The 26,745-nt window shown below is 54.8% G+C and carries 23 protein-coding genes; 6 read left to right on the top strand and 17 right to left on the bottom strand.

All coding sequences use genetic code 11. The annotated features are described in order from the left end of the window. Positions 1-489: 489 nt before the first annotated feature. Positions 490-2,340 (bottom strand): phosphoenolpyruvate carboxykinase (GTP), encoded by a 1,851-nt coding sequence (locus QN359_RS08075; RefSeq protein ID WP_322250288.1) that lies wholly within the window; start codon positions 2,338-2,340, stop codon positions 490-492. A gap of 343 nt (positions 2,341-2,683) precedes the next feature. Here QN359_RS08075 and QN359_RS08070 point away from each other — a divergent pair, with 343 nt between their 5' ends. Beyond that, positions 2,684-3,661, top strand: a complete 978-nt coding sequence (locus tag QN359_RS08070; RefSeq protein ID WP_322250289.1) for a D-2-hydroxyacid dehydrogenase family protein — start codon at positions 2,684-2,686, stop codon at positions 3,659-3,661. Positions 3,662-3,664: 3 nt separating this feature from the next. Here QN359_RS08070 and sugE read toward each other — a convergent pair whose 3' ends face one another. Beyond that, positions 3,665-3,982 (bottom strand): quaternary ammonium compound efflux SMR transporter SugE, encoded by a 318-nt coding sequence (gene sugE / locus QN359_RS08065; RefSeq protein ID WP_322250290.1) that lies wholly within the window; start codon positions 3,980-3,982, stop codon positions 3,665-3,667. 132 nt (positions 3,983-4,114) lie between these two features. Here sugE and QN359_RS08060 point away from each other — a divergent pair, with 132 nt between their 5' ends. Beyond that, positions 4,115-4,648, top strand: coding sequence for a TlpA disulfide reductase family protein (locus QN359_RS08060; protein ID WP_322250291.1), 534 nt, complete (start codon positions 4,115-4,117; stop codon positions 4,646-4,648). Here QN359_RS08060 and QN359_RS08055 read toward each other — a convergent pair. Beyond that, positions 4,643-5,419 (bottom strand): L-asparaginase, encoded by a 777-nt coding sequence (locus tag QN359_RS08055; RefSeq protein WP_322250292.1) that lies wholly within the window; start codon positions 5,417-5,419, stop codon positions 4,643-4,645. The two genes, QN359_RS08060 and QN359_RS08055, sit on opposite strands and share 6 nt — an antisense overlap. 99 nt (positions 5,420-5,518) lie before the next feature. On the opposite strand from QN359_RS08055, the gene QN359_RS08050 reads away from it, so the two are divergent. Together QN359_RS08050 and QN359_RS08045 are read left to right on the top strand one after the other, a co-directional pair. Next, positions 5,519-6,004 carry an asparaginase domain-containing protein gene (locus tag QN359_RS08050; RefSeq protein ID WP_322250293.1) on the top strand — a complete coding sequence of 162 codons (486 nt, stop codon included), beginning with the start codon at positions 5,519-5,521 and terminating at the stop codon, positions 6,002-6,004. Between the two features lie 9 nt (positions 6,005-6,013). Beyond that, the gene (locus QN359_RS08045; RefSeq protein ID WP_322250294.1) at positions 6,014-6,508 is read left to right on the top strand and encodes a hypothetical protein; all 495 of its coding nucleotides are present in this window, start codon (positions 6,014-6,016) and stop codon (positions 6,506-6,508) included. 60 nt (positions 6,509-6,568) lie between these two features. Here the strand turns inward: QN359_RS08045 and alaC are convergent, their stop codons facing one another. Continuing rightward, positions 6,569-7,894 (bottom strand): alanine transaminase, encoded by a 1,326-nt coding sequence (gene alaC / locus QN359_RS08040; protein WP_369124403.1) that lies wholly within the window; start codon positions 7,892-7,894, stop codon positions 6,569-6,571. A gap of 122 nt (positions 7,895-8,016) precedes the next feature. Here alaC and QN359_RS08035 point away from each other — a divergent pair, with 122 nt between their 5' ends. After that, positions 8,017-8,892, top strand: coding sequence for a Dyp-type peroxidase (locus QN359_RS08035; protein WP_322250295.1), 876 nt, complete (start codon positions 8,017-8,019; stop codon positions 8,890-8,892). Here QN359_RS08035 and QN359_RS08030 read toward each other — a convergent pair. From QN359_RS08030 to QN359_RS08005, 6 genes are all read right to left on the bottom strand, one after another. Continuing rightward, positions 8,879-10,015: a PepSY-associated TM helix domain-containing protein gene (locus QN359_RS08030; RefSeq protein WP_322250296.1), complete on the bottom strand. Its 1,137-nt coding sequence runs from the start codon at positions 10,013-10,015 to the stop codon at positions 8,879-8,881. The genes QN359_RS08035 and QN359_RS08030 overlap by 14 nt on opposite strands. A 22-nt stretch (positions 10,016-10,037) precedes the next feature. Beyond that, positions 10,038-12,146, bottom strand: a complete 2,109-nt coding sequence (locus QN359_RS08025) for a TonB-dependent siderophore receptor (protein WP_322250297.1) — start codon at positions 12,144-12,146, stop codon at positions 10,038-10,040. An 18-nt stretch (positions 12,147-12,164) separates the two neighbouring features. Beyond that, positions 12,165-13,421, bottom strand: coding sequence for an MFS transporter (locus tag QN359_RS08020; protein WP_322250298.1), 1,257 nt, complete (start codon positions 13,419-13,421; stop codon positions 12,165-12,167). Then, entirely contained in the window at positions 13,382-15,241 is a 1,860-nt protein-coding gene (locus QN359_RS08015) for an IucA/IucC family protein (RefSeq protein ID WP_322250299.1), read from the bottom strand. The genes QN359_RS08020 and QN359_RS08015 overlap by 40 nt, the downstream gene beginning before the upstream one ends. A 179-nt stretch (positions 15,242-15,420) precedes the next feature. Continuing rightward, the gene (locus QN359_RS08010) at positions 15,421-16,941 is read right to left on the bottom strand and encodes a B12-binding domain-containing radical SAM protein (protein WP_322250300.1); all 1,521 of its coding nucleotides are present in this window, start codon (positions 16,939-16,941) and stop codon (positions 15,421-15,423) included. A gap of 89 nt (positions 16,942-17,030) precedes the next feature. Further along, a complete protein-coding gene (locus QN359_RS08005; RefSeq protein ID WP_322250301.1) occupies positions 17,031-17,552 on the bottom strand; it encodes a chemotaxis protein CheW in 522 nt (173 codons plus the stop codon). Positions 17,553-17,821: 269 nt separating this feature from the next. On the opposite strand from QN359_RS08005, the gene QN359_RS08000 reads away from it, so the two are divergent. After that, positions 17,822-18,034, top strand: a complete 213-nt coding sequence (locus QN359_RS08000; protein ID WP_322250302.1) for a SlyX family protein — start codon at positions 17,822-17,824, stop codon at positions 18,032-18,034. Positions 18,035-18,073: 39 nt separating this feature from the next. Here QN359_RS08000 and QN359_RS07995 read toward each other — a convergent pair whose 3' ends face one another. The 7 genes from QN359_RS07995 to QN359_RS07965 all read right to left on the bottom strand — a co-directional run bounded on the left by QN359_RS07995 (position 18,074) and on the right by QN359_RS07965 (position 26,504). Next, complete coding sequence (locus QN359_RS07995) at positions 18,074-19,039, bottom strand: MBL fold metallo-hydrolase (protein WP_322250303.1); 966 nt, start codon at positions 19,037-19,039, stop codon at positions 18,074-18,076. A gap of 101 nt (positions 19,040-19,140) precedes the next feature. Continuing rightward, the gene (locus tag QN359_RS07990) at positions 19,141-19,992 is read right to left on the bottom strand and encodes an HDOD domain-containing protein (protein ID WP_322250304.1); all 852 of its coding nucleotides are present in this window, start codon (positions 19,990-19,992) and stop codon (positions 19,141-19,143) included. 18 nt (positions 19,993-20,010) lie between these two features. Next, positions 20,011-21,660, bottom strand: a complete 1,650-nt coding sequence (locus tag QN359_RS07985; RefSeq protein WP_322250305.1) for a methyl-accepting chemotaxis protein — start codon at positions 21,658-21,660, stop codon at positions 20,011-20,013. 436 nt (positions 21,661-22,096) lie between these two features. Then, positions 22,097-23,770, bottom strand: a complete 1,674-nt coding sequence (locus tag QN359_RS07980; RefSeq protein ID WP_322250306.1) for a long-chain fatty acid--CoA ligase — start codon at positions 23,768-23,770, stop codon at positions 22,097-22,099. A gap of 89 nt (positions 23,771-23,859) precedes the next feature. After that, positions 23,860-24,318: a DUF2721 domain-containing protein gene (locus QN359_RS07975; protein ID WP_322251050.1), complete on the bottom strand. Its 459-nt coding sequence runs from the start codon at positions 24,316-24,318 to the stop codon at positions 23,860-23,862. A 90-nt stretch (positions 24,319-24,408) separates the two neighbouring features. Beyond that, positions 24,409-25,779 (bottom strand): ATP-binding protein, encoded by a 1,371-nt coding sequence (locus QN359_RS07970; RefSeq protein WP_322250307.1) that lies wholly within the window; start codon positions 25,777-25,779, stop codon positions 24,409-24,411. Further along, positions 25,776-26,504: a response regulator gene (locus QN359_RS07965; RefSeq protein WP_322250308.1), complete on the bottom strand. Its 729-nt coding sequence runs from the start codon at positions 26,502-26,504 to the stop codon at positions 25,776-25,778. Before QN359_RS07965 ends, QN359_RS07970 begins: the two co-directional genes overlap by 4 nt. Positions 26,505-26,745: the final 241 nt, after the last annotated feature.

The following is a 26,745-nucleotide window of genomic DNA, read 5'->3' as shown; positions in this document are numbered from 1 at the left end:
ATTCCTGCGTAGGCAGGAATCCAGTGGCACGTCAGTGCCTTCAGGGTGGGAGGGGCGATCAGGGGCACTTTTTTTTCTGTGCAATGAACACGTCCTGCTGCGCCTGAGCAGCACAGATATAAAAGGCGCGTGCGCGCCACTGGATTGCCGCCTACGCGGCAATGACGAATTGGGCGGCTGGGTGGATGCGCAATCGACCTGACTTGTGGGTAATGATCAGCGCGCTTTTGGCGGGAACCTGGCGGCGTTCGTGCTTAACTGAAAATGCCAGAAATCATGCTGTTTTCAGTGCTAAAAACGATACTGGGTTCCAGCCAAAAGCATGCGGGAATGACGAGTCTGCGGCATGCGGGAATGTTTGCCCGGCAATGTGTACCATTCCCTTCGTACGCGCGAGTACGCCCAACAAATGCCACAATTTTTTGCACAAAAAAAACGCAAGCCTTGTTCAGGCTTGCGTTGATTTCACTGAACTGCTGTGTGCAAAAACTACGCCAACAGTTTTTTCTCTAAAGCTACACGTGTCGCTTCCAATTCGGCCGGCAGGTGATAGGCGAGTTTTTCAAACAATTCTGTATGCAAGGCCAATTCGGCGACCCAGGCATCGGTATCGATGGAAGTGATGGTCTCGAATTGTTCGGCAGTAAAGTCCAGCCCTTCCCAGCTTAAGTCGGAGAAACTCGGCGTGACGCCGAAAATATTTTCCACGCCTTGGGCTTGGCCTTCTATCCGTTCCAGCATCCATTTCAACACGCGCATATTGTCGCCAAAACCAGGCCAGACGAATTTACCGTCGGCATCGGTACGGAACCAGTTGACGCAGTAAATCGCCGGCAAGGTGGCACCGCTGGCGGCGATTTTCTTACCCATATTGAGCCAATGTTGGAAATAGTCGCTCATGTTGTAACCCATGAACGGCAGCATGGCGAACGGATCACGTCGCACTACGCCTTGCAAACCGGCTGCTGCAGCTGTGGTTTCCGAACCCATGGTGGCAGCCATATACACGCCTTCTATCCAGTTGCGCGCCTCAGTAACCAGCGGCACGGTAGTGGAACGACGGCCACCGAAAATAAAGGCCGAAATCGGCACACCGGCCGGATCATCCCAAGCTGCATCTATGACTGGATTTTGCGTGGCTGCAACGGTGAAGCGCGCATTCGGATGAGCTGCTTTGCGGCCGGTCGCTTGGGCGCTTTCCGGGGTCCAATCTTGGCCTTGCCAATCGATCAAATGCGCCGGTGCCGGCTTGCTCATGCCTTCCCACCAGACATCGCCGTCATCGGTCAGTGCCACATTGGTGAAGATGGTATTGGCCGTCAATGAAGCCATGCAATTCGAATTGGTGGCGGTGTTGGTACCCGGAGCGACGCCGAAATAGCCGGCTTCCGGATTGATCGCATACAGACGGCCATCGGCACCCGGTTTGATCCAAGCGATGTCGTCACCGATGGTGGTGACTTTCCAGCCCTTGATGGCGGGAATCAGCATGGCGAAATTGGTTTTGCCACAAGCCGAAGGGAAGGCGGCTGCCACATAGTGCTTTTTACCTTCCGGCGATTCGACGCCAAGGATCAGCATGTGTTCGGCCAACCAGCCTTGATCGCGACCCATGGTCGAAGCAATACGCAAGGCAAAGCATTTTTTTCCGAGCAAAGCATTGCCACCGTAACCGGAGCCGAAAGACCAGATTTCACGGCTTTCCGGATAATGCACGATGTATTTGGTGGCATTGCATGGCCAAGCCACGTCAGCTTGACCGGCTGCCAAAGGTGCGCCTACCGTATGCACGCAGGGTACAAAAGCACCGTCGCTGCCGAGCACGTCGTACACGGCTTTGCCCATGCGCGTCATGATCCGCATATTCACCGCCACGTAGGCGGAATCGGACAGTTCTACACCGATATGTGCAATCGGTGAACCCAAGGGGCCCATGGAAAACGGTACCACATACATAGTGCGACCGCGCATACAGCCATCAAACAAGGGGTTGAGTGTGGCGCGCATTTCGGCCGGTGCCATCCAGTTGTTGGTCGGACCGGCATCGGCTTTATTGGTCGAGCAAATGTAAGTGCGGTCTTCGACGCGCGCGACATCGCTCGGGTCAGAGCAAGCCAGATAGCTGTTCGGACGCTTGGCTTCATTGAGCTTTTTCATGGTGCCGGCAGCGACCATTTGTGCGCACAAACGATCGTATTCTTCTTGCGAGCCGTCGCACCAGTGAATCTGGTCCGGTTTGGTCAGGGCGGCGATTTCAGCTACCCAGTTGATCAGTGCGGTTTGCTTGACATAGCTCGGTGCATTGACTGCAGCGATGCCTTGCATGATAGGTTGGTTCATCTTATTCTCCAATGCCATTTCAATAAAAAATCGGTGTAGCGGCACGGCAGAATCTTCGTCAATCTGTGCAATTCTGCGCGCGGCAATCAAAAAAAATTGCCGCGTCTGCAAGGATACATGGACGATGGTTCTGTCGGATAATAGGCGGTCAGGTTGGTGTTCCCGACTTGCCAAGGCACCTGCCGAGTCGGCGGGCGCAGGAATCAAATAGCTGCTGTGAGCGGTTATTGTACACGCGCACGCTGCCGTGGGCCAATTTTTGCATCAAGAGCGTTAGCATAGTAGTACGTTTTATGAAAGTGAAACTGTTTCACCTATCGCACTCCACTGAAAGAAAAAATTCATGAAAATTGCCATCCTCGATGACTATCAAGACGTGGTGCGGCATCTTGCATGCTTTGAAATGCTGCAACAACACGAAGTCAAGATCTTTACCAACCGTGCCGTTGGTACCGGGCAATTGGCGATACGGCTGGCGCAATTTGATGCCGTTGTGTTGATACGCGAACGCAGCCGCTTCTCGCGCGCATTGCTGCAAAAGTTGCCGAAATTGAAGCTGATTTCTCAGACTGGCAAGCTGGCTGGGCATGTCGATACCGCCGCCGCGCGTGACTGTGGTATCGCCATCACGGAAGGCCGTGGCGACCCGACTGCGCCGGCCGAATTGACCTGGACCTTGATCATGGCGGCCTCACGCCGCTTGCTCAATTACGCCAGTCTGTTGCAGGAAGGATGCTGGCAAATGTCTTCCAGTGAACCGAGCCGTAACCGGCTCGGCCGGGTATTGAAGCAAAGAGTGCTCGGTATCTGGGGCTATGGCCGCATCGGCAAACTGGTCGCCGGCTATGGCAAGGCCTTTGGCATGCAGGTGCTGGTATGGGGTAGCGCCGCCAGTCAAGCACAGGCGCAGGCCGATGGCTATCAGATTGCTGCCACGCGCGCCGCTTTTTTCGCCGACAGTGACGTGATTTCTCTGCATTTGCGCCTCAACGATGCCACGCACGGTATCGTCAACTTGGAAGATTTGAGCCGGATGAAGCGCGACGCATTATTTGTTAATACCAGCCGAGCCGAGCTGGTTGCGGCGACGGCGCTGGAAACGGCGCTGAGCCAAGGACGACCGGGTTTTGCGGCGCTCGATGTGTTTGAAACCGAGCCGCTGGCTGCCGGTCATGCTTTGCTGCGCTATGAAAATGTGTTGGCAACGCCGCATCTTGGCTATGTCGAGCAAGATAGTTATGAATTGTATTTTTCAGCGGCGTTTCAAAACATCCTCGATTTTTCAGCCGGCACGCCGTCAAACCTGTATACCGGTGCTTGAAACTCAGCCGCTGGCGAGTTTCAAGCCTATGATGCCGGCCACGATCAAAGCCAGACTCAGCAAGCGCGCCGGGCTGGCTGCTTCACCAAAGAGCACGATACCCAGCGTAGCTGTGCCGACCGCACCGATGCCTACCCAAATCGCATAAGCAGTGCCAACCGGCAAAGTCTTCATGGCGATGCTGAGTAAGCCTACGCTGGCCGCCATTGCCGTTATTGTCAGCACACTGGGCCAAAGCCGCGTAAAGCCGGCCGTGTATTTCAAACCGATGGCCCAGACGATTTCCAAGAGGCCGGCAGTGAGCAAGAGTAGCCAATTCATAATAATTCTTTCAAATTGTGTCTCCAACGTAAGAATATCTTTGTAGCAACGACTGATTTGTTTTATCTTAGGAGGGTAGTTGGCTTCACCCTGTGCATTCCAAGACATTTTACCCATCAGGACGAAAACAATATGATAAAAAAATCCCTGCTGTTGAGCATAACGCTGGCCAGCTTGTTTAGCTGCGCAATCCTGTCCGATGCACGTGCCGCGCAGAGTGTCGCTGCGCCTGCACTTAAGCAACAAATGAGTTTGTCCGGTACCGATGCCAATGGAAAGAAAATTGAACTGGCTGATTTCGCCGGCAAAACGGTCTTGGTCAGTTTTTTTACGGCAGGCTGCAATTTATGCGTACGCGATCTCAAGCTCATGCGTGAATTTTACGTTGGCAATGCCAAGCGCAAGTTTGTGTTGTTAGCTGTCAACATCGATCAAAATAAGCAGGATTTTGATACTTATTTGCAATTAATTAATTTAGCTATACCGAAAGAGCAGCGTTTTCCGCTGCTTTGGCGCGGTATGGCCGGGCATAACGATAATTTCGGTACAGTTATCAGCCAGCCTACGCATTTCGTCATTAATCCTCAGGGCCAACTGCTGCTCAAACGCGAAGGCAGTTTCCGTCCGGAAGATTGGGATAATCTGTGGGAATCCCTGCCCTCATAATTCCAGTGGCAAGCTCCAGTGGTAAGGGATGAGGTCGTGGCGTACCACCGCGCGTTGTTGCTGTCGTCGCGCCAGGCTGGCGGGGCTCCAGGTGCGTTCCCAGCCCGGTGGATAACTGAGTTGCCACTCTGTGGCCGGCGTGACCCGTTCGCGCACCGCGAACACCGGTAAGTACAGCGGTAAGGGGCAAGCCGGGGTATCGGCACCGAGGCTGTAGGCGTAGTGCGGCAGCAAGGCATCGCAAATGCTGGCAAACCAGGCGCTGTGGTCTTCATCGCGTCCGAGTGCCGCGGCCAGACCGGCCGGATCGAAGCTGGCCAAGGCGGTGATCAATTCCGCGCTGTCGGCACCGGGCGCATCGCCCCAACCCATGACGGGGTTGCGGTTGTAATCGGCGCCGGAACCGTACCAACCGGGCCGCAAGGGGCGTTCCATCCACTGTCTGGTACCGCAAAATAATTGCCAGCGCCAATGCAGGCCGGAAGCATGCGGCCAACTGTATAAATATAATTTCTGGTAGCCGGCACCGTGTAATTGGCGCACCATGGCCATCAAACGCGCATGTGGCATGCGTTCGGGAGGACTGCGACGGAACAGTATCGGCGTGCCATCGGCATGCACAATACCGTCGCTTGACAGGTTCAGATCGAGCACACGCTTTTCCGCGCCGAAGCGCGCCGCCACCCAGCCGGTGAGCAGATTGACCGATGTCAGCACACCGTAGCCACGATGGCGATCGAAAATAACAGTTCCGGGGGCGATAGGTTTCATGAGCGATTGAGGACAAAAAACCACGTCAGTTTAGCAGCTTTCAGCGGCTGCCTTGACAGGCTACAATAGCTGCTTTATCCACAATACGATACCGTTACCATGACCTTGCGCATCCTCGCCACCGGCGGCACGTTTGACAAACATTATGATGAATTGGCCGGCAAGCTCAGCTTTGCTGCCAGCCACTTGCCCGAGGTATTGCAGCGCGCGCGCTTGACCATACCGGTAGAACTCGAAGTCTGTATGCTGATGGATTCGCTCGAGATGAATGACAGCCATCGCCAAAGCATTTTGCAAGCCTGCGTGGATGCGCCGGAAGCAGCCTTGGTGATCATCCACGGTACCGATACGCTGCGTGAAACTGCCGAAGTACTTGGTGCGGCCAAAATCGACAAAACCATCGTGTTTACCGGTGCCATGATTCCTTACGAAATCGCCAATTCCGATGCCTTGTTCAATCTCGGCTTTGCCTGCGCGGCCGCACAAATGCTGCCGGCTGGTGTGCATGTGGCGATGAATGGAAAAATTTTTCCTTGGCATGATGTGCAAAAAAATCGCAGCGCCGGTGTGTTTGTTAACAAGTAAGGAAGTGTGATGAAAGCCCTGCTGGCCGCTATATTATTATGCCTGTCGACGCTGGCGTCAGCGGCCGTGACGCGTTTCGATTCGCTGGTATTTTTTCAGTCGGAAACGGTGCTACAAGAAAAAGGCATCAACAAAGAAACGCTGGGGCGGTATTCGCGCAATCTGCAGTCGAATATTTATCGTTTGCTGAAAAACGTCACGCTGCCGCCTTCGAGCGGCTACTTGGTGATTGCCATGCGTTCCGACGGTGCCGTGACTTCATGGCTGGACATGCAGCCTAAGGTACATGAATTTTACGATAATCAGATTTACGATATCGTGCAAAAAATGATACCGCTCAATATCAATAAAGGTATCTTTGTGTTTGCGATTAAGATCGCCATCGACACGCCGGTGTTTACCAAAAAGCCCATGCCGGAACCGCCTGATTGGGTGGCGGCGAAGAAGAAAATAAGCAATCCATCTGACATCGAAGAACTGGTGTTATCGGTGTGGCCTGAGTAAGTAAAAAAAGCCGGCCGCAATAGCATGCGGCCGATATACTTACTCAATTACGTCGCAGATTCAAGATAAGCTACCCAACAGCCCGTCTTCTTTGAACATGGTTTTGAGACCGCGCAGCGCTTGGCGGATGCGTGCTTCGTTTTCAATCAAGGCAAAGCGTACATACTCATCGCCGTATTCACCGAAGCCGATGCCGGGCGAGACGCACAGCTTGGCTTTGTCGAGCATATGTTTGGCAAATTCCAATGAGCCGGCGGCCCGATAGTGTTGTGGAATATGCGCCCAGATATACATCGACGCCTTCGGTTTATCAACCATCCAACCAAGTTCATGCAAGCCTTTTACCAAGACGTCGCGGCGGTTTTGATATTGATCGCGAATCTGCGCCACACAAGTTTGGTCGCCTTCGAGCGCGGCGATCGCCGCTACCTGTACCGGCGTGAAACTGCCGTAATCATGGTAGCTTTTTATGCGTGCCAAGGCCGCCACTAATTCCTTGTTACCGACCATGAAGCCGATGCGCCAACCGGCCATGTTGTAACTTTTTGAGAGCGTGAAAAATTCAACGGCTACATCACGCGCACCTGGTACTTGCATGATCGATGGCGCTTTCCAACCGTCGTAGACGATGTCGGCATAAGCCAAATCGTGCACCACCAGTATCTGATGTTCTTTAGCCAATTTGATGACACGTTCGAAAAATTCCAACTCCACACATTGTGCCGTCGGGTTCGATGGAAAACCGAAAATCATCATCTTCGGTTTCGGATAGGTTTCACGGATTGCCCTTTCGAGTTCGGCGAAAAAATCCACGCCGGGGCTCATCCGTATCGAGCGAATGTCGGCACCGGCGATGACAGCACCGTAAATGTGGATCGGGTAGCTCGGGTTCGGCACCAGCACGGTGTCGCCCTTATCGAGGGTCGCTAACATCAGATGCGCCAGACCCTCTTTCGAACCGATGGTGACGATGGCCTCGGTATCGGGATTGAGTTCGACCTCATAGCGTTCGCGGTACCAATGGGCGATTGCGCGGCGTAAGCGCGGTATGCCTTTCGAGGCTGAATAACCATGCGTATCGGGACGCTGTGCGACTTCGGTCAGTTTGGCGACGATGTGTGCCGGTGTGGCACCGTCGGGGTTACCCATAGACATGTCGATGATATCTTCGCCGCGGCGGCGCGCTGCCATTTTCAGTTCGGCAGTGATATTGAACACATAGGGGGGCAGACGATTGATGCGAGCAAAGGAAAAGTTAATCGAAGGCGTAGCGCTGCCTTCACTGACTGAACCCCGGCCCGGCGGAGTAGTGGTGGTGTTGTGCATGATCGAATTGTAAGTAATACCGTAACGCCCGGAACCGTCCGAGCGACGTTGAGGCTTCATACCTCTGCTCTGATTGTACGCAGCATTGAATAATTTTTACAAGGACTTTTTTTTTCTGGTAAAACGTTCTTGCGTTATATTTGTCAGCCAGTGGTAACACGCACAGTCTATCGGAGAAATTCATGTCCCAAGCTCAAGCGGGTATTTTACAAGCCTTACCGGCGCACGCGACTTACCTCAGTTTCACCCTCTCGCCGCAGGTCACGACCGCGGCGTTGGCGCAAGCCTTGCACCAATTGCATCCCTTAGCCGATGGTCAGCGTCTGGTGCTCGGCATCGGTGCCCCATTAGCCGCGGCAATCGGCGTGACGATTGCCGGCTTACGCGACTTCGTTGCTATTGAAGCCAGTAAAATGCGCTTGCCTGCCACCCCGGCGGCGCTATGGATTTGGCTGCGCGAAGCCGAGCGCGGCGAGTTGGTGCATCAACAGGGGCGCGTGCAGCAAGCCTTGGGTGCGGCATTTGAATTGTCACAGCAAGTCGCGGCATTTCATTACGCCGATGGTCGCGACTTGAGCGGCTATATCGATGGCACTGAAAATCCGCAAGATGAGCTGGCGCAGGAAGTCGCCATCGCTGCCGATGGCAGCAGCTACGTCGCGGTACAACAATGGCAACATCGTTTCGAACGCCTGGCGGTCTTGTCGGAAGCGGCACAGGATGACTTGATCGGTCGTCACAAAGCCGATAATGAAGAATTCGACAGTGCACCCGAATCCGCCCATGTGAAACGCACGGCACAAGAAAGCTTTACCCCGCCGGCATTCATGCTGCGCCGTTCCATGCCGTGGTCGGAAGGCGCGCGTGCCGGTTTGCAGTTTGTCGCCTTTGCCACTTCGTATGCGCCGTTCGAAGCGCAGTTGCGCCGCATGAGTGGTGCCGAAGATGGTGTGGTCGATGGCTTGTTCCAATTTAGCCAGCCACTGACGGGAAATTATTTTTGGTGTCCGCCGTGTATCAATGGTCGCGTTGCTTTGGATTGGCTCAGCGCCGTTTAATCCAAACCACGATACCACTGACAGCTAACAACAGCGGCATGAGGCCGCACAAGCTGATCAAAATACGGCCGAATTCGCCGCCGGCTTGGCCGCTGTGCAGTGGAAAAAAATACCCGAGCAAGCGTTCGCTGCCACTGGCCATGAGCGGATCGACCAAGCGCACGATGTCGGCATTGGCGGCATCGAAATACACCCGCGTGGCACCGGCACCGAGGCGTAATTCCTGTTCTTGCCGCAAGCGAATTTCATACTGGTTCACGCGCTCGCTGGGCAACACGATGCGAGTAATTTTTGCATCAGGAAACAACTCTTGCGCATGTTTCAGCGCCACGTACAACACCTCTTCGCGAGCGATGTGGCGATGAGTGGGCGAAACATCTCGATAGACTTTGCGTGCCTCAGCAGCGGGCCAGACCGCGTTGAGTAAGGGTGCGATCCAGTGTGGTTTGTTAAAATATATTCCGCTCATTGCCAGCATTAAAAGCAATGGCGAAAAATAGAATCCGGCGGCGCGATGAAAGCGAAAACTCACATGTTTCCATGAACCTCGACAGACCATAGTAAGCGCCCTTCTCCAGACTACATATTGACCCTGTGGCCACCACAAAATCAGGCCACTCACGGCCAGCAGCGCGAGCCCTATACCGTTAATGGCAACCAGGGTTTTACCAATCTCACCAGCGAGCAGATACCGATGCAGGTGAAATAACATGGGCATCAAGTGCGCGCGTGTCAAACCGATTTCGCCCCATATTCTTGAGCCGAGCACGGCACCGGTATACGGATTGATCATGATTTGACGGCGCGCCATGTTGTCGGTACTGCCAGCTCGATACCACGCCGTCAACGGTGCCTGCTCATGGCTTGGTAATTCGAGCATGCTCACGCCGGAGTAGGCCGGATCGGCCTGTAATTGCTCGAGCAGAGGCAGCACATCGGTGGCTTGAAATGGGGTATCGACGTTGCCGCTGAGTTGCAGTAATTCCGGGTTGAGTGCGGTATCGAGTTCATCGATATACACCAGTATACTACCGGATAGACCGAGTAAAATGAGACCCAGCGCCAGCGGCAAAGCGAGCGATAAATGTAAGCGTCGCAGTAAGCGTTTTTGAAAAAATGTCATGCGCGTGAGTCCGTGAAAGAAATCAGAAACGATAGCGTAAGCTGACATACAAGCCGCGCGTTTCACCGGGCATATTGTAATCATTGGCACCGCTGTGGGCCGCCACAAAATAGCGCCGATTGAGAGCGTTTTTTACGCTGAGATTGAGATCGAAAGTCTTACTCTGATAAGCGGCCGCCAGGTTAAGTACGGCATAGCCGGGTAAGCTGAGCAAGTTATCGGGTGAGGCAAAACGCGCCGATTCGGCGCGGCCGCCGGCGGCCAAATACCAGCTCGGCGTGAGCCTGTATTTGAGCCACAAGTGCGCACTGTGCTGTGGTGTCAACGCGGCGCGATTACCTTGGAACGGTGTGCCGACGCTGGTCAGTTCAGGCGAGTCGCTGATCTTGCCAATCATCGAGGCATAGCCGCTTAACAATTCCCACTTTTCACTCAGTTGTCCGGCAAAACTCAGCTCCAGACCTTGTGTGCTTTGTTGCCCTATCGGCAGCGATGCCAGGCTGTTTTCCGGGTCTTGTACGGCGATGCCGGTTTGCGACATGTGAAACAGTGCGGCCGTGATGCTGGCGCGTGCTGCGAGGTCGAGCTTGAGGCCGATTTCATTATTCACCGTCGCGGCTGCTGGCAATGTGTCGGTGTTGGCACGCAAAGTAAAACTGTCCGCCAGTGGTTGAAACGAGCGACTGTGCGAGGCATACCAAGACAGTTGTTCGGTGGGTTGAAATACCACGCCCACGCGCGGCGAAAATAATTTTTCGCCGCGTTTGAGATCGATATTTTTACTACTCAAATCATCGCGTATTTGTTGCAGATAATCGTAACGCACACCGGCTAAAATTTTCCAGTGCGCGCTCAGCGTCAGCAAGTCTTGCAGATACACGGCCGTGTTGTGAAAGCGGCTGCGCGTATCGGTGACCGGTGCACGATCGGTCGGTACCGGCGGCAGATTGACTAAGCTCGGATGGAACAATTGATAAACGGCGGAATTGTTACGGTTCCATAAAATTTCGCTTTTATTTTGCTGTGCTAATTCCACGCCATACAATAATTGATGGCGTGTTGTGCCCCAAGTGAATTGTTGTTGTAATTCGTTTTGCCAGAATACCCCACGTTCATCGCGTAAACGTTTAACCGCACCGATGGCGACGCTGGGGCTGGCACCGTCTTTGATTTCACCAATGCCGGTGTAATTGCGATCGAGAGAATAATCGAAGGCGCGCACCACGCTGTGCCAGCTCAAGCTCTCGTTGAAACGGTGATCGAGGGTAGCGGTGGTGCTGAGCACCTGCGATTGCACATAGCCCCGTTGAAAACCATTGGCAGCACCATAATTGGTACTCACCGGCACATCAACCGGACGGCCATGATAGCCCGGCAAACCTTGATCGGCCAAGCGGCGGTCGTGCAGGTAGTCGGCTTGCAGCAGCAAGGTGGTGGCGGAACTCAGATTGAGCAGCAGAGATGGTGCCAGCGTTTGTCGGCGTAAAAAATATTGGTCGCGAAAATTGCGGCTGTCTTCGAGTGCTCCGGTGAGTCGCCATGCCAGCGTGCCGTTGCTGTTGCCATTGCCGAGATCGATGTCGCTGCGCTGTTGGCCATGTGATCCTAAGGTGGCCGACCATTCGGCGCGCGCGGCCGTGGTCGGCTTTTTAGAAATTCGGTTGATCATGCCGCCGGCTGAACCACGCCCATATAAAACCGAGGCCGGACCCTTGAGTACTTCGATGCGTTCAATGTTGGACAAGTCGCGGTAGTAAAACGCATCGTCACGCACGCCATCGACATACTGATCGAGAATCGCCGTGAAGCCGCGTATCGTCACTTGATCGCGCTGACCATCGCCAACGCTGAAACTGAGCCCTGCGACATTTTGTAAGGCATCTTGAAACGATGAGGCATGTTGTTCACGCATAACAACTTGCGGTACCACATTGACGATCTGTGGAATATCGCGCAGTGCTGCCATGGTTTTGGTGGCGCTGCGCGCTGCGGTGGTTTCATAGCTGTCGACTGAGATAGCGCTGTCATTCACCTGAACTTCAGGTAAATCGGCCGCGCCGTTGCTTTCTGCTGCCAGCGGCTGGCACAGCACGATAGTCAACAAGCTAAGGAGGTAGAGAGATTTTGTCATGGCAGGAAGTAGTGAGGTTCACGTCAGCGAAGGATGAGCGGCCAGAGCCAGCCAGCGACGGCGTTGCTGGTGTATCAGCAGGGCGCACAGCAGATACTCGGCGCTGACTAGCCACCAGCGCCACGCTGGCGCCAAGTAGGCCAGCGCCAGTGCACCGGCTGACAGACCAAGCAGGGCACCGGTTTTAGCCGCGCTGTTGGCCAAGCCGAGCAGATAGCCGGCGGCCAGTGTTGGTGCGGCATGGTTCAACAAACTGTAGAACACCGGTAGCAAGGCCGCCAGACAGGCACCCCAGAGCAGGCGGCACAAGACAAACAGCGCGAGGTTGTGGCTCAGGGCTTGCCAAGCCAGCAGCAGTACGCAAGCCCAACAACAGCATTCCACGTCGCGCAATATCGCCGCCGGGCTGGCGTGTTTAAAACGGCGCACCCACAAGGGCGCGGCCAAACACAGACCGAGTGCGCTGGCCGCGTAACACAGGCCGGCCAGCCAAGGCGCGGCCAGCAGCACTTGCTCAACATGTAAGGCTAAGAAAACTTGTGGTGTCATTTTCGCGCTCTGTACGATGAAGATGGCAGCTAACAGCAGCGCTAACGGCGTCGGCGCTGGCACCGCCGCGGCTGTGGTCGGTGCAGTGGGCAGCGGCGCAGCGGCAGGCGGTGGCAGGCGCGGCAAGCAGCACAGCGTGGCGAGGGCAGCCAGCAGACACAGCAAGGCGGCCAGTAAGTTGAGTTGCGCAAAACTACTGTAGCCATAGACTGCCGCCCCGAGCAGGGGGCCAAGCAGCGAGCCGAGCGCATTGGCTTGCTGCAACTGCGTCAATAAGCCGGCGCGCCCGCTCGGGCCGACCAAGACGCTGCCATAAGCTTGGGCCGCGGTAATGTAACCGGCCAAGGCACCTTGCAGCAGGCGGGCGCACACAATACTGATGAGATCGTCGGAGCAGGCAATCCAGCACTGCGTGAGTGCCAAGGCCAATAAGGCACGCAAGAGCATGAGCTTATGGCCACGCCGGTCACCCAAACGACCCCAAAATGGGCTGCTGCAGATCGCCATCACGAGCGGGCCGGCGTACACTAAGAAGCTGACGCCGGCCAAGACCGGTCCAGATAAGCTGCTGATCTGGCGCAGATGCAGCGGCCAAAACGGTGCACTCATTTCCATGGCGGCGATGGTCAGTAACTGGATTAGAAACAGTCTGCGCAATGTGCTGACGCCAGCCGACGCGTTGGCGGCTAAGGAAAGTTGCGCAGCGGATTGGGCATGCTGCCGCATAGATCCTCCTTCGCATCTTCGCAACGCATACGTAGTAATGCTTTGACCGGCCAGTCAGCATGCAAGATGGCGTGCCGCTCGCGCTCCCAGTATGCCGGTTGGCAGCGTGGGCGTAGCCGTGAAAACAGATTGGCGCTGACATGCTGAATAATTTTCCAGTAGCAGTCTTGCTCTTGTTGATAAGTCTGCGCCAGTAGCATGCCGAGCTCGGCTAAGTGGCATAACATGGTCGCGTGCAGAAATTTTTCTCGTACCGGTGCGAGCTCGGTAAATAAAATTTGTCCGGCTTGGTAGTTGTCGAGTGTGCAGTGTTGTTCCGTCAGGCGCGCGCTGTGAATCCGCAGATCACCGAAATCGCGCAGCAGCAGGCGGCACGGTTGGCCGCGCCGGTTGACGATGATGGCGCTGTTTTGTTGGTGCGCTTCGAAGGCGATACCGTATAACAAGTAGGCGCTCAAACACGCCTTGAGGACGACATGGCAGTAATCACGGAAGTAGCTGAGCGCAGCGGCTGGATGGTCACCAACGGCTGCCGTAACGAGCTCGGTGATGAATGGACGGCCACTCACCGGTGAGCTGGCGAACAGGCTGGCGACCGGCAGCGGCAAGTGTAGTTGGTCGCGTTTTTCCAGCGGATTTTCCCGTAGCAGTAGTGTTAAGTGGCCATGTTTGTCGCTATCCTTGTTGGGATCGATAAAATGCATACCGAGCTCTTCGCCGAGAATATCGAGACTGCCGTTGAAATGCTGTTCACGTAACAGTATCGCGCGCAGCAGCGTGGTCAGACGCGGCCCCATGATGCAGGCCTTATTTGATACCGTGCGCACCGCACTGGTCAGTTGTACGCCTAAGGGCAGCTTGATATGCGGAGTGCCTGGTCGGTGCAGGGGTACCACAGTGCGCATCGACATGGTGGCTGCGGCGCGCAAGCTGATGCCGGTGTCTAACAACAACTGACCCGCAGCGATTTCGCTGGCGAATTTCTGTGGCAAAACGGCGCTGGCCTGATACGGATGCAGCGGCAGCGGCAGCCACTCGGACGGCTCGCGCCCGCTGGCCCTTAAGGCCTGCTCCCAAGCTTGTAGTTCGGTGCCGAAGTGACGACTCAGCCAAGCACGGCAGGCGCGTTCGGGGCGGCTCATGGTCACGCGCATACACGCGCGCCTGACCGCTGCCAAACGCAGTGGAAATTGCGCCTGAAATTCCGGTGCATACGCCAACACCTCGTGCTTGGTTAAGCCAAGCTTACTCTTGTGTGCGGGATGAAACGGATGTCCTTGGCTACCCCATTGTTCTAACAGTAGGCAGGGGTCGGGAACCAGTTCCTCGTGCCAGAGCAGGGAAAAAAAACTGGGATGGTGATGGGTGCTTGCCAAGCGCCGCAATTGCTCGCCCCATTGCCGCCGATAATGCAGCGACAGCGCATCGTTGGCCGCACTGTTGTCGAGTTCTGCGGCCAAGCGTCGCTGCGCCGCCGGCGTAAGCGGCAGATACGGCGTGCCGCTTAAGTGTGCCAGCAGCGCGCCGGCGCTACGCAACAGTTGCGGTGCCTGCGCATTTTTGTACAGTGTGATGGCACCGCTGATGTGACAATGGCCGGCTCGCCCGAGCCGCAAACCTTCGACGCGCAGCAGCATTTGTTCAGACCATAGCGGTATCCAAGTCAGCCCGGCATCGCTGATGAGCTCAGGTTTGAATAGAAAATTTTCGCGTAGCAGGGCTTGCAGAAAACGGTGCAGACCATCGCGCTGTGCTTGTTCTAGCATCAGATCGGTGCCCGACTGCAAAGGTGCTGGCGGCGTGTGGGTGCTCACATTCATCATCGACCTCAATACAAAGGGAGATGGATATCGTAATGTAAACGAGAATTATTCGCAATGAAGCTCAGCCAGCGAGCGACATTTTGTGCGGATTCGCGACAAAGAATTGAGTTGACGCAATGATAATGAAGCGCCGCAGCAATTTCTTTGCGGCGGCGCGATTAATTCCAGCGTTTTGTTTACGCCGCCAGATGACGACTTTGACGTTGCGGTACGGCAGTGCGCGGGGTCAGCGCCGTGACCGCAGTGTTTGATCCTTGCTTGTGCTTGGCATGGCCGGCGTAATCGCTGGCCAGCAGCAGTTCGACTGCAGTTTGTGGCATGCCGCGTTCTTGCTGCAAGAAGCGCATGACCAGACCGGCCAGGCGGTCGAGTGCAATGCGATGGGTGGCATCGGTATGGGCATACACCCAGTCGGCAAAAGCGATGAAATTTTCAAACGCTGCCGTGCCCAATAATACCGGCAAGGTATGCGCAAAGCGGCCGGAATTGGCCACCAAATCCCAGTAACGGGCGAAGCGTACCAAGCGCTGCATGTCGCTGAAACCGATATCGCGATTGGCCAGAATGGTATACGGCGGCAGCGGATCGAAGGCCAAGGCGAAGGCTTCGGTATGGCGGATCAGCGGCGTGCCGCGCAAGCGCTTGAGGATACCGAATTGAATTTCATGCGGGCCGAGGGCAACCAATTGATTGAAGCCGGCGGCAAAACTCTCCAACGTCTCTCCCGGCAAACCGGCGATCAGATCGACGTGCAAATGGGCGTGCGAGTGCGTGCATAACCAGCGGATATTCTCGGCCGCTTTCTCATTGTTTTGTTTGCGGCTGATCAGTTGCTGCACTTCGGGATTAAAACTCTGTATGCCGATTTCGAATTGCAGTGTGCCATCGGGGAATTTCTGTATGCCTTCTTTGAGCGCGTCAGGTAAATGATCGGGCACGACTTCAAAATGCGCGAACACCGGGTCATCTGGTGCGGCCGCCAGCTTGTCGAGAAAAAACTGCATGATCTTGAGGCTGGTTTTGATATTGAGATTGAATGTGCGATCAACGAATTTGAATAGCCGCGCGCCGCGTTGGTACAGTTCTTCCATCTCGACCAGAAACACATCGATATCAAACGGCCAAGCGGTTTTATCGAGTGCCGACAGACAGAATTCACATTTGAACGGACAGCCGCGCGAGGCTTCCACATACAAGGTGCGGTGGCGGATATCGTCGTCGCTGTAGAGTTGGTAGGGTAATTTGAGGTCTTGTAGCGGCGCTTGAACACCGGCGTGAATTTTCATCAAGGGTTGCGGGCCCTGAAGAATTTGTCGGCACAATTCGGCGAAACTGATATCGCCCCAACCGGTAATGACATAGTCGGCCAGACGAATGATTTCCTGATCATTGGTTTCATGCGAAACTTCCGGTCCTCCCAACACTACCACCACGTCTGGTGCCACCCGTTTGAGTACCGCCACCACTTGCGTGATCTCGACCACATTCCAGATATAAACGCCGAAGCCGACGATGAATTTTTCACCGGGCTGGCGTTGATCCAGGATTTTTTCGACGATGTCGGTGCTGCGCGCACCGATGACAAATTCGTGCAGACGGGTTTGTTCGGTGAGCTCGCCCATGTTGGCGAGTAAGTAACGCAAGCCCAGCGAAGCGTGGGCATAGCGTGCATTGAGAGTGGTCAGCAGAATAGTCATGGAGCGCAAAGAACAAAGAATAAGCCGCTATTGTACGCTGTGCCGCGCGCTGGCTTGGCGCGGCATAGAAATTCCTGCCACTCAGGCTGCTAGTGACTGCCAACGAGTTGTAAGCCCATGTCTTCGGCCGTCATGAGTTTTTTGATATCGATGAGGATGAGCATGCGTTCTTCCAGCGGTGCCAAACCGATGATGAAGCTCGCTTCGATGGTCGAGCCGATTTCCGGTGCCGGCTTGATTTGTGCTGGCTTGAGTGTGATGACGTCGGACACGCTGTCGACCACGATGCCCAGTGTTTGGCCGGCGACATTGAGAATGACGACGACGGTGAATTGATCATAGACGGCGTTACCGAGTGCGAATTTCATGCGCATATCGATGATGGGCACAATCACTCCGCGCAAATTCATTACGCCTTTCATGAAGTCGGGGGCGTTGGCAATGCGCGTGACGGCTTCGTAGCCGCGTAATTCTTGCACGCTTTGAATATCGATGCCGTATTCTTCACGACCGAGCGTAAAGGAAAGAAATTCCAGCGCCGCTCCCTGCGATGTTTCATCGTCAGATGAGGATGCCGATGTGTTACCTGGACCTGCGTTTTCATTGAACATCAATACATTCCTCCAAGGGAAGCAAGCCGTCGTGAGGCTTGCCGAAAATGAGAGCGAGGACTTCATAGTAGTGCAAGCAAGACGAATTTTCCAGCAATACATGTTGTGAGTCTGACCTCGGTGTTGTATGCCGTACTTTGCTGACAATTCCTCACAATTAAATGTCTACAGACCTTATCTGTTTGCCGCTGACAAAGAGTAGTAATCTGAGCGCGTTGCCGCTGTGGCATACTATGGCTCCATTTTGCACAATACTGTCAGCATACATAATGAATACCGAAGAACGTTTGATTGATTTGGAAATTCGTCTCGCGCGCCAAGATGATCTGGTCGAGACTTTAAATACTCAGGTGTATCGTCAGCAAAAAAAGCTCGACGAAATGGCCGGCTGGATGACTGCTTTAACCACGCGCATACGTGAACTGGCCGATACGTCCGGTGGACGTAACGGTGCGGCCGATGAACGTCCGCCCCACTACTGATCCTGCCGCACCAGATCCCCGCGAGCGGCAGGCTTGGACTTACTGTGCCGGTGCGTAATTGATCGGCGTCCAGGCGTAAGCCTGGTCTTGGCTGCGTACATACCCGAGACCCGGGAAGGACAGATGAGCGGCGCCGACCAAATATCCTTGGCGTGTCGCTTCGGCATAGGCTTTTTTGCGTTCTACCGCGGCGGCCTTGCTGTCGCTGTCGAAGGCAATGGTGACGGACGGTTGATCAAACTGTACCGCGGCGACATGCATCAAATCGCCCCATAACATCAAGACTTGGCCCTTGCTTTCAATTTTATAGATGCTGTGACCAGGCGTGTGGCCCGGTGCCGCAATCGCTGTGATCCCGGCAACGAGCTTGGTGTCGCCATCGAAAGGCAGGAATTTCCCGCTTTTCACATACGGATTAAGCGAATTCACGGCATTGCTGAACGCGTTCTTTTGGTCCGCCGGGGCGGCGTCGCGCTGCTGCGGGCTTAACCAAAAATCGGCATCATGGCGATCGACCCGTACCACTGCATTCGGATAGCGCATTTGTGCGCCATCGGCTAAACCGCCGACATGGTCAGCATGCATGTGGGTGATATAGATTTCATCGATTTGTTCCGGCTGGTAGCCGGCCGCTTGTAAGCTGGCTGGCAGTTTGCCCAGAGTCGGACCGAACAGGCCGCCGGCACCGCTGTCGATGAGGATGAGTTTGCTGCCGGTATTGATTAAGTAGGCATTGACCGAGGTATCGAGCGGGCTATGTTGGTGGTATTTTTCCAGCGCGCTGTGGGTTTTTTCTGCTGTGGTATTGGTCAGCAATTTATCCACTGGCAAAGCGACGGTGCCGTCGGACAGCGCGGTGACTTCAAAGTCGCCCAGCTTGATGCGGTAAAAGCCGGGGGCGGCAGTGTTGGCTTGTGGGGCTGCGGCCAGCGCAGTGCTGACCGTGCCGGTCAGCAGAACCGCGGCGCTGACGATGCCAGCGCAGAGTAAATGAGATAGTTTCATGAGAAAGTTTCCTTGTGTCGAATAGACGAGGCAAAAATATGCCGTTCCGATTATGCCTAAGAATGAAAAAGCTTGCTGCCGTTGAGCAATTGCTCAATTTTTCAATTGCTTAAGCAAGCCGTCAAGGATGCCAAGTCCGGTTCGGCCAGTACCAGCAGGGCGCGCAAGCTGGTATCGCCGACGGCAAAATCGATGCGTGCGGCCTGTGCGGCCGAGGCCACCGGATCACGCGGATCGAGTGGCGAGGGATAGCCGCAGAGTTCATTGGCTAACAGCAGGGTATCGCCGAGATTGTCGGGTGGCGTTGTGAGCGTGCCATACCACAGCGTTTCTATGGCACTGACGACGCGCTTGGGTACCAGGAGTTTGTGTAATACGGCGCGGCCGACCACAATTTCGTGGTCTTCGAGCAGCGCATCGTCTGGGGCGCAGCGCTGTGGCTCCAGCAAGGCGGGGAATTCCTCTGCACGTGCGAGCAAATAAAAGCCGCCGACCTCATGGACTACGCCGGCAAACAAGGCCGTTTCAGGATCGACTCGGCTGATTTTGCGCGCCAACAAATGTGCCATGGCGGCGACATGGGCACAATGTTGCCATAGCAATTCCATGCGCGCGCGTAGCTCGGCATTATTGACCGCCATGCTGATTTGGCGAATCACATGCGCTGCGGTGACGGAGCGTAAAGTACTGAAGCCGAGAATGCTGATGGCGGTGCGCACGTTGGTCACGCCACCGCCAAAGCGGCTGTAGGCGACCGAATTGGCGATGGCCACCACGCGTGCGGCAATCAGCGGTTCTTTCATGATCCATTTCGCCGCGGTTTCTATGCCGCAGTCGGGCGCATTGAGCGCCTCTTGTATGCCCAGGGTAGCGCTGACATTAGTGGGAAAATACAGTTCCCCCACGCTGACTTGAGCGACAATTTTTTCCAAGGCTTGCGACTTGTTCATCATGGCTCAGCTCGCTTCAGCTTAACTTTGTTGTAGCCCTAGTGCACGAACCATTTTTTGCCGCGTGTTCAAACCGGTTTCACTGACCGGCGGTGGGCTGGCGCGGCGTAATTGCTGACGCGGGTCGCTGCCGAGTTTGAACGCGGCCACCGCACGTGCCAAGTTACCGGCTTGTTCTTCCATGCTTTCCGCTGCCGCCGCCGCTTGCTCGACGAGGGCAGCATTTTGCTGGGTCATTTCATCCATCTGTGTAATGGCGCGGTTGACTTCTTCGATACCGGCGCTTTGCTCTTGGCCAGCGGCAGTGATTTCGGACATGATATCGGCCACATGTTTCACCGAGCTGACAATTTCGTGCATGGTTTGTCCGGCAGCATCGACCAGTTTGCCACCCGATTCGACTTTTTCAACCGAATCGCCGATCAGGGTTTTAATTTCTTTGGCGGCGCTGGCGCTGCGTTGTGCCAGATTGCGCACTTCCGAGGCCACCACGGCAAAACCACGCCCCTGTTCGCCGGCACGGGCCGCTTCGACGGCGGCGTTTAAGGCCAGGATATTGGTTTGAAAAGCAATGCCATCGATGACGCTGATGATATCGACGATTTTGCGCGAGCTTTCTTTAATCGAATTCATCGTGTGTACCACTTTACCGACTTCTTCGCCACCTTTGATGGCAAAGCCTGAGGCGGAATTGACCAAGGCATTGGCTTGTCGTGCGTTATCGGCATTGTGGCGTACCGTTGCCGTGATTTCTTCCATCGAGCTGGCGGTTTCTTCGAGTGCCCCGGCCTGGGTCTCGGTGCGCGAAGACAGGTCGCTGTTACCGCTGGAAATTTCGCCGGAAGCAATCGCGATGGCATCGGTACCTTGGCGTACTTCGCTGACGATATGGAACAGGTTGTCGCTCATCTCTTTGAGGGCATTGAGTAATTCGCTGATTTCATCATGCCCTGCGTCAGCATCGCGATGCGTGAGTTCGCCAGCGGCAACGCGTTGGGCAATCTGCACGGCGTCTTGCAACGGGCCGGTGATACTGCGGGTCAGAAAGATGGAAAAAGCAATCCCGATCAGCAGAATGGCGCTACCGATGAGCAGTAGGGTGATGACCAATTTGTTGGCATTACTGGAGGCGAGTACCGAAACTTCGGCCGAGGCACTATCTTCCAAGGCCACCAGTTTATTAATTTCTAACAAGGCTTTTTGCTGCAAGGGGTCGATTTGGGTCGCAATCAGTTTGACCGCCTCTTCACCATTGAATGACAACAGCATTTTGAAGGCTTCTTTGGTCGGTATTTCAACTTGTTGATCGAAACCGGAAATGACATCGACGATTTTTTTCTCATCGTTCGACAAGCCCAGTGCGATCAACTTGTTGCGCGCTTCATAGAAGTGTTCGTGCTGGGCCTTGAGGACGAGTTTTTGTTTTTCCATTTCGCCCAAATCGCTTTGCAGGCCGATATTGCGAATCGCCAGCCCACCTTCGAGCATACTGCTTTTCATGCTGGCAGCAAGGGCGGTCTTGGTATGTGCGAGTTCCATACCGTTCGTCATGTGGGTCCGATTACTGGCGCTCAGTACGCTGCCGATAATCAGTACCACGATCAGCGAAACCATAATGAAACCGAAGCCGACCGCCAGTCGTGTTCCGATACGCATTTGACGAAGATTCATGCTTTGCTCCTTAACTTAGTAAATGGGTATGTGTCAGTACTTGAAGGACGCAAGCGGGCGAGCTGTATGCGCCGCACTGTTGTCATCCATGCACCGCAAACTATTACGAAACAGGGTGAAGCCATACGAAGAATGGCAGCCGAAACTTCGCCAACCCAGACCATGGCTGGCCATCTCTGCGCAAGTGGAAATCCTTACGCAAAGTTCCGGCACGCAAGATTCTCGTGTTTGTCCCATACTATTCTAAAATAGCTGGGCGGCAAAGATGGTTTTATGAAACTTGGTTTACATACGACAGCGGCGCGCAGTGAGCTTGGCGTTTTGCCACTCAAAATATGGCAAACAGTAGGGAGTCTCGATGTTTTATCAGTGCGGTGATAACTTGACCGAATAATACGTGGCTCGCAAAAAAATATTTTGCGGGCCACGTAAGCATCTAATTAGCTTTCCCGGTTCGGGCATTCTCTTGCTCTTGCAAGCTGCGCCACATTACTTTGCCGGTTGCTGATTTAGGTAGGGTGTCGATGAACTCGATCAAACGCGGTACTTTATAGGCCGCCATTTTTTCATGCGCCCAGAAGCTGATGTCTTCGGCAGTGACGCTGACACCGGGTTTTTTGACGATCATCGCTTTGACGGTTTCGCCGCGATAAGGATCGGCACTGGCAATAATGCAACATTCTTGTATCGCCGGATGCTGATACATCATGCTTTCCACTTCGGCCGGCCAGACCTTGAAACCGCTGGCATTGATCATGCGTTTGAGGCGATCGGTAAAGAAGAAGAAACCTTCCTCATCGATATAGCCGAGGTCACCGGAGCGAAAAAATTGTTTACCGTCGAGTTCGGCGAAGGCCTCGGCGGTTTTTTTCGCATCATTCCAATAGCCTTGGAAAACTTGCGGACCATGTATCCAAATTTCACCGCTCTGCCCTTGTGCTACTTCGAGCAGGGTCAGCGGATCAACCACGCGGGCATCGACGTTGAAGAAGGGAATGCCCAGACATTGTTGCTTCATGCGCTGTGGTGGATTGAGATGGGACGGTGCCATGGTTTCCGATAAACCGTAGCCCTCCATATAAATTTGCCCCGACAAATCGAGTAATTTTTGCGCAATCGCGGCCGGCATCGCCGCTCCGCCGCCAGAGACGCGGGTCAGGCTGGAAATATCGTACTCGCCCAAGCGTGGATTGGATAAAAAATCGATCATCATCGACGGGACCAAGGTCCAGTTGGTGACGCCATAACGGGTGATGAGCTCGCCGGCGGCGTTCCTATCCCAACGTGGCAAAATCACCAGCGTGGCACCACAGTAGATCATGCTGTTCATGACCGATTGCATGCCGGTGACGTGAAAAAATGGTAACACGGCCAAGGCCACATGATTCGGCACCACGGCACCCGACCAGGTCGGACTGGCGACGATGTTGAACATCACCGAGCGATGGCTATGGATGCAACCCTTGGGGTGGCCGGTTGTGCCTGAGGTATAGGGCATGCAAGCGAGGTCGTCTGGTCCGGCTTGATGTGGGGCTGGAATCCGTGTCGCCGCGATGGCGGCACGCCAAGTGTGGATGCCGGTTTGTTGTGGAGCATCCATTTTGGCGCGCACGAAATCCGGCACAGTCAAGTCTGTGCTGGCCGGCAGATAATCGGCGTAACTGGCGACGAGCAAATGGGATAAGGTGCCGCTGTCGAGAAAGTCGCTCAGACGCGGCATGATTTCTTGTGCGACGATGGCGACGCGAGCACCACTATCGTCCAGGTAATGCGCCAACTCATCGTGCATGAGCATGGGGTTGACCGGTACGATCATGGCATCGGCACGCAGGATGGCATAGTAGGCGATGACAAATTGCGGGCAATTTTGCATGTCGAGTAAGACCCGATCACCCTTGCGCACTCCTGCAACTTGTTGCAACCACGCCGCCAGCGCCAGCACTTCCTCATGCAGTTGGCGATAGCTGAGCACGCCATCATAAAAAATCAGCGCCGGCTTGTCTGGATAGCGCAGCGCCGAAATCTGCAGGTTGTGATAGACACTGGTGGCCGGGACTTGCAATTGATGTGGCAAGCCAATTGGCCAGTGAGGATAGTGCAAGGTATTCATCAGACGCTCCGTAAAGGAATCAGATCAGCGTCCAGAGTGCCACAGTTACGTTTGATTTGCAGCATGCACTGCAACATCGCTGCAGAATGTCAGTGTTGCGAGCGGCGGATTTTATCGCGCTGATGCTGGCGCGAGAGAGTTTGGGTGGCGACGAAAATTTCGCGCATAAAGAAAATAAAACTGCCTATCAGGGACAAGATGCCGCCGACAAACAGGGCGGCGATGAACTTGTCCAAACTCAGGCCGGTGGCGTCGCCTAGAAACAGCGCGGCAATCACCAGGCAAATCAGTAAGCCGGTGCCGGTACTGAGGGTAATGGCGCGATTGATCAGGTGCGAGCGGCGGTAGAGTTCGTCGAGTTCTTCTTCGAGCTCGTCGCGGTTACGTGCATCCTTGAGCAGCAACTCTTCCACCACACGGGCGCGATCGATGATGCGTGCCAAGCGACTGGTCAAGACCGAGAGTTTGGTACCGACGCCGGTGAGTAAAAATACCGGGGCAATGGCCAACTGTATGATGTGGCTGACATCGCCGAGTTGAAGGTTGATCATGAGAAGGCATCCTGTTGTCGTTCAAATTATCAACATGGTAGTGCAAACCCGTTGTACTCAACAAACTTTTGCTGTTCTTGCTGTCAATTAAATGCTTAAAGGCAAGCTCAGCACGACTTGCAGTCCTCCTTGCGGCAGGTTGATCAACTGTATCTCGCCGCCGTGTTGTTGCGCAATGTTTTGGGCAATGCTCAAGCCTAGTCCGGTACCGCCCGATTCACGTGAGCGCGAGGTTTCCAAGCGAAAAAACGGTTCGAATACCTTGCGGTGAAACTCAGGCGCAATGCCGCTGCCGCCGTCAGCGATCCGAATATTGAGTAAGCTGCGTTTGTTTTGTTTACTGATATCGAGGGTGATCTGCGCGTAATTGCCGTATTTCACCGCATTATCGATCAAATTAGTCAAACAGCGACGCAAGGCCTGCGGCCGGGCTTGCACGGTGATGCCTGGGTGATTGTCAAAACGTACATCTTGACCAGCTTCGACGGCATCGCTGCACATACTGTCGAGCAAAGAGTCGATGTCGACCGCGCGCAAGGCTTCGCTGCTATCCATGCTGCGTGCCAAGTCCAAGCCTTCTTTGATCATGCTTTGCATGGCAGACAAATCGCCGATCAGACGCTGGCGCAGCTCTTCATCGCTGACTTTCTCCAAGCGTAAGCGCAGGCGCGTCAGCGGTGTTTGTAAATCATGCGTGATAGCACCGAGCATATGGGTGCGCTGGGAAATATGTTCGCGCAGGCGCGCTTGCATGGCGTTGAAGGCACGGGTCGCTTGTACGATTTCGCTGGCGCCTTGTTCCGGCAAGGCTGGGCTATTGAAGTCTTGCCCCAGTGCTGTGGCCGCTTCGGCCATGCGCTGCAAGGGCTTCATGGTCATGCGTGCAACCAAGTAGGCGAGCAAGGCGATACAGAGAAGAAAGACTAATAGGAATTGCAGGAAATCAGTGTGTAGCGGTGCCGGTGCCGGGCGCGGCGGCATGATGGTCAAGCGCAATGAGGTGCCGTCGTGCAAGGTGATGCCGAGTGCCTCGCACGGCGGCGGTATCGGGCCCTTGCCCGGGCGCGGCGGTCGATCGTCGCCGCGCGGATTCGGGCAATTGCTGGCGTCATCGGGCAGAGGAATGACGCGAAAGCTTTTACTTAGTCGTTCACTGACGGCGCGCGCGTACTCGGAGTGCGAGGGCGAAGTGCTGGCGGCGGTGTTGGCTGGCAGCGAGGTGACTTGCATACCGAACGGTGGTGCGGTTGCCAGAAAGGTCTCGCGATTCGCACGCGGCAAGACGTCGAGCGCGAGCGCGAGTTGCTCAGTGCGCTCGATCGAATGCGAAACGCGGTATTGCATCAGGGTTTTTTCACGCTCGCCGAAGGCCAACCAACCGGTCAGGGCGGTCGAACTCAACATGCCGAGCAAGATGATGGCAAATACCCGGCCCCACATGGACGACCACATTTTCATAGGGATTTTTCGCTGCTCACGGCCACGGCCAAGACATAACCGCCATTGCGCACGGTTTTGATGATTTGCGGCGAGCGCGCATCTTCGCGCAATTTCTGACGCAGACGACTGATTTGGATGTCGATTGAACGATCGAAAGGATCGGCATCGCGGCCATGTGTCATATTGAGCAACTGATCACGGTTAAGAATGCGGTTCGGGTGTTCCAAGAAAATATTCAACATCCGGTATTCGGCACCGGATAAAGAAACGATCATGCCCTCGGGGCTGAGCAAATGGCGTGCCGTCATATCGAGTATCCAGCCGGCAAATTTAATTTTTTGCAGGGTTTCATGGCCCGGTGCGCTGGCAGAACTATGGGTGCGGCGCAATACGCTGCGTATCCGCGCCAGTAACTCACGTGGTTCGAACGGTTTGGCCAAGTAATCGTCGGCACCCATTTCTAGGCCGATGATACGGTCCAGCGGTTCGCCGCGTGCCGTCAGCATGATCACCGGGGTGTTCGATTTTCCGCGCAAATTACGGCATAAGGTGAGACCATCGTCACCGGGCAAATTGAGGTCGAGCACGATGAGTGTGATCTCATGTTCCAGCAGGGCCGCCCACATGGCATTGCCATCGCCGGCCATCACTGCCGTATAGCCGTTCTGGTCTAAGTATTCGGCCAACAGGCTGCGTATCTCACGATCGTCGTCGACGATCAGAATTTTATTTTGTGTATCCATAGCTTCCATTATGAGCTTGGCCCCCAAGAAAAAAAGTGTGGTTTTGTATCGGCTTGTTGTCCGGCCTTAGTCCGCGCTTCCCTAGAGTTACACAGGGATACAAAGCAAGATGAAATGGATATGATACCGTTACAAGCATAGGGCAACATAGCTCCATCGTTTGATCTCTGCAAAATTGCGATGAGCGAACGGTTTGGCTCAGCGTATCGACCCGCAGTGTGCGGTCGGGCTATAAAGTATG

It is taken from the genome of Undibacterium sp. 5I2 (assembly GCF_035019605.1).
Classification (GTDB): Bacteria; Pseudomonadota; Gammaproteobacteria; order Burkholderiales; family Burkholderiaceae_D; genus Undibacterium.
Note: the sequence above shows the minus strand (reverse complement) of the source record. Positions and strands in the feature narration are given on the sequence as shown.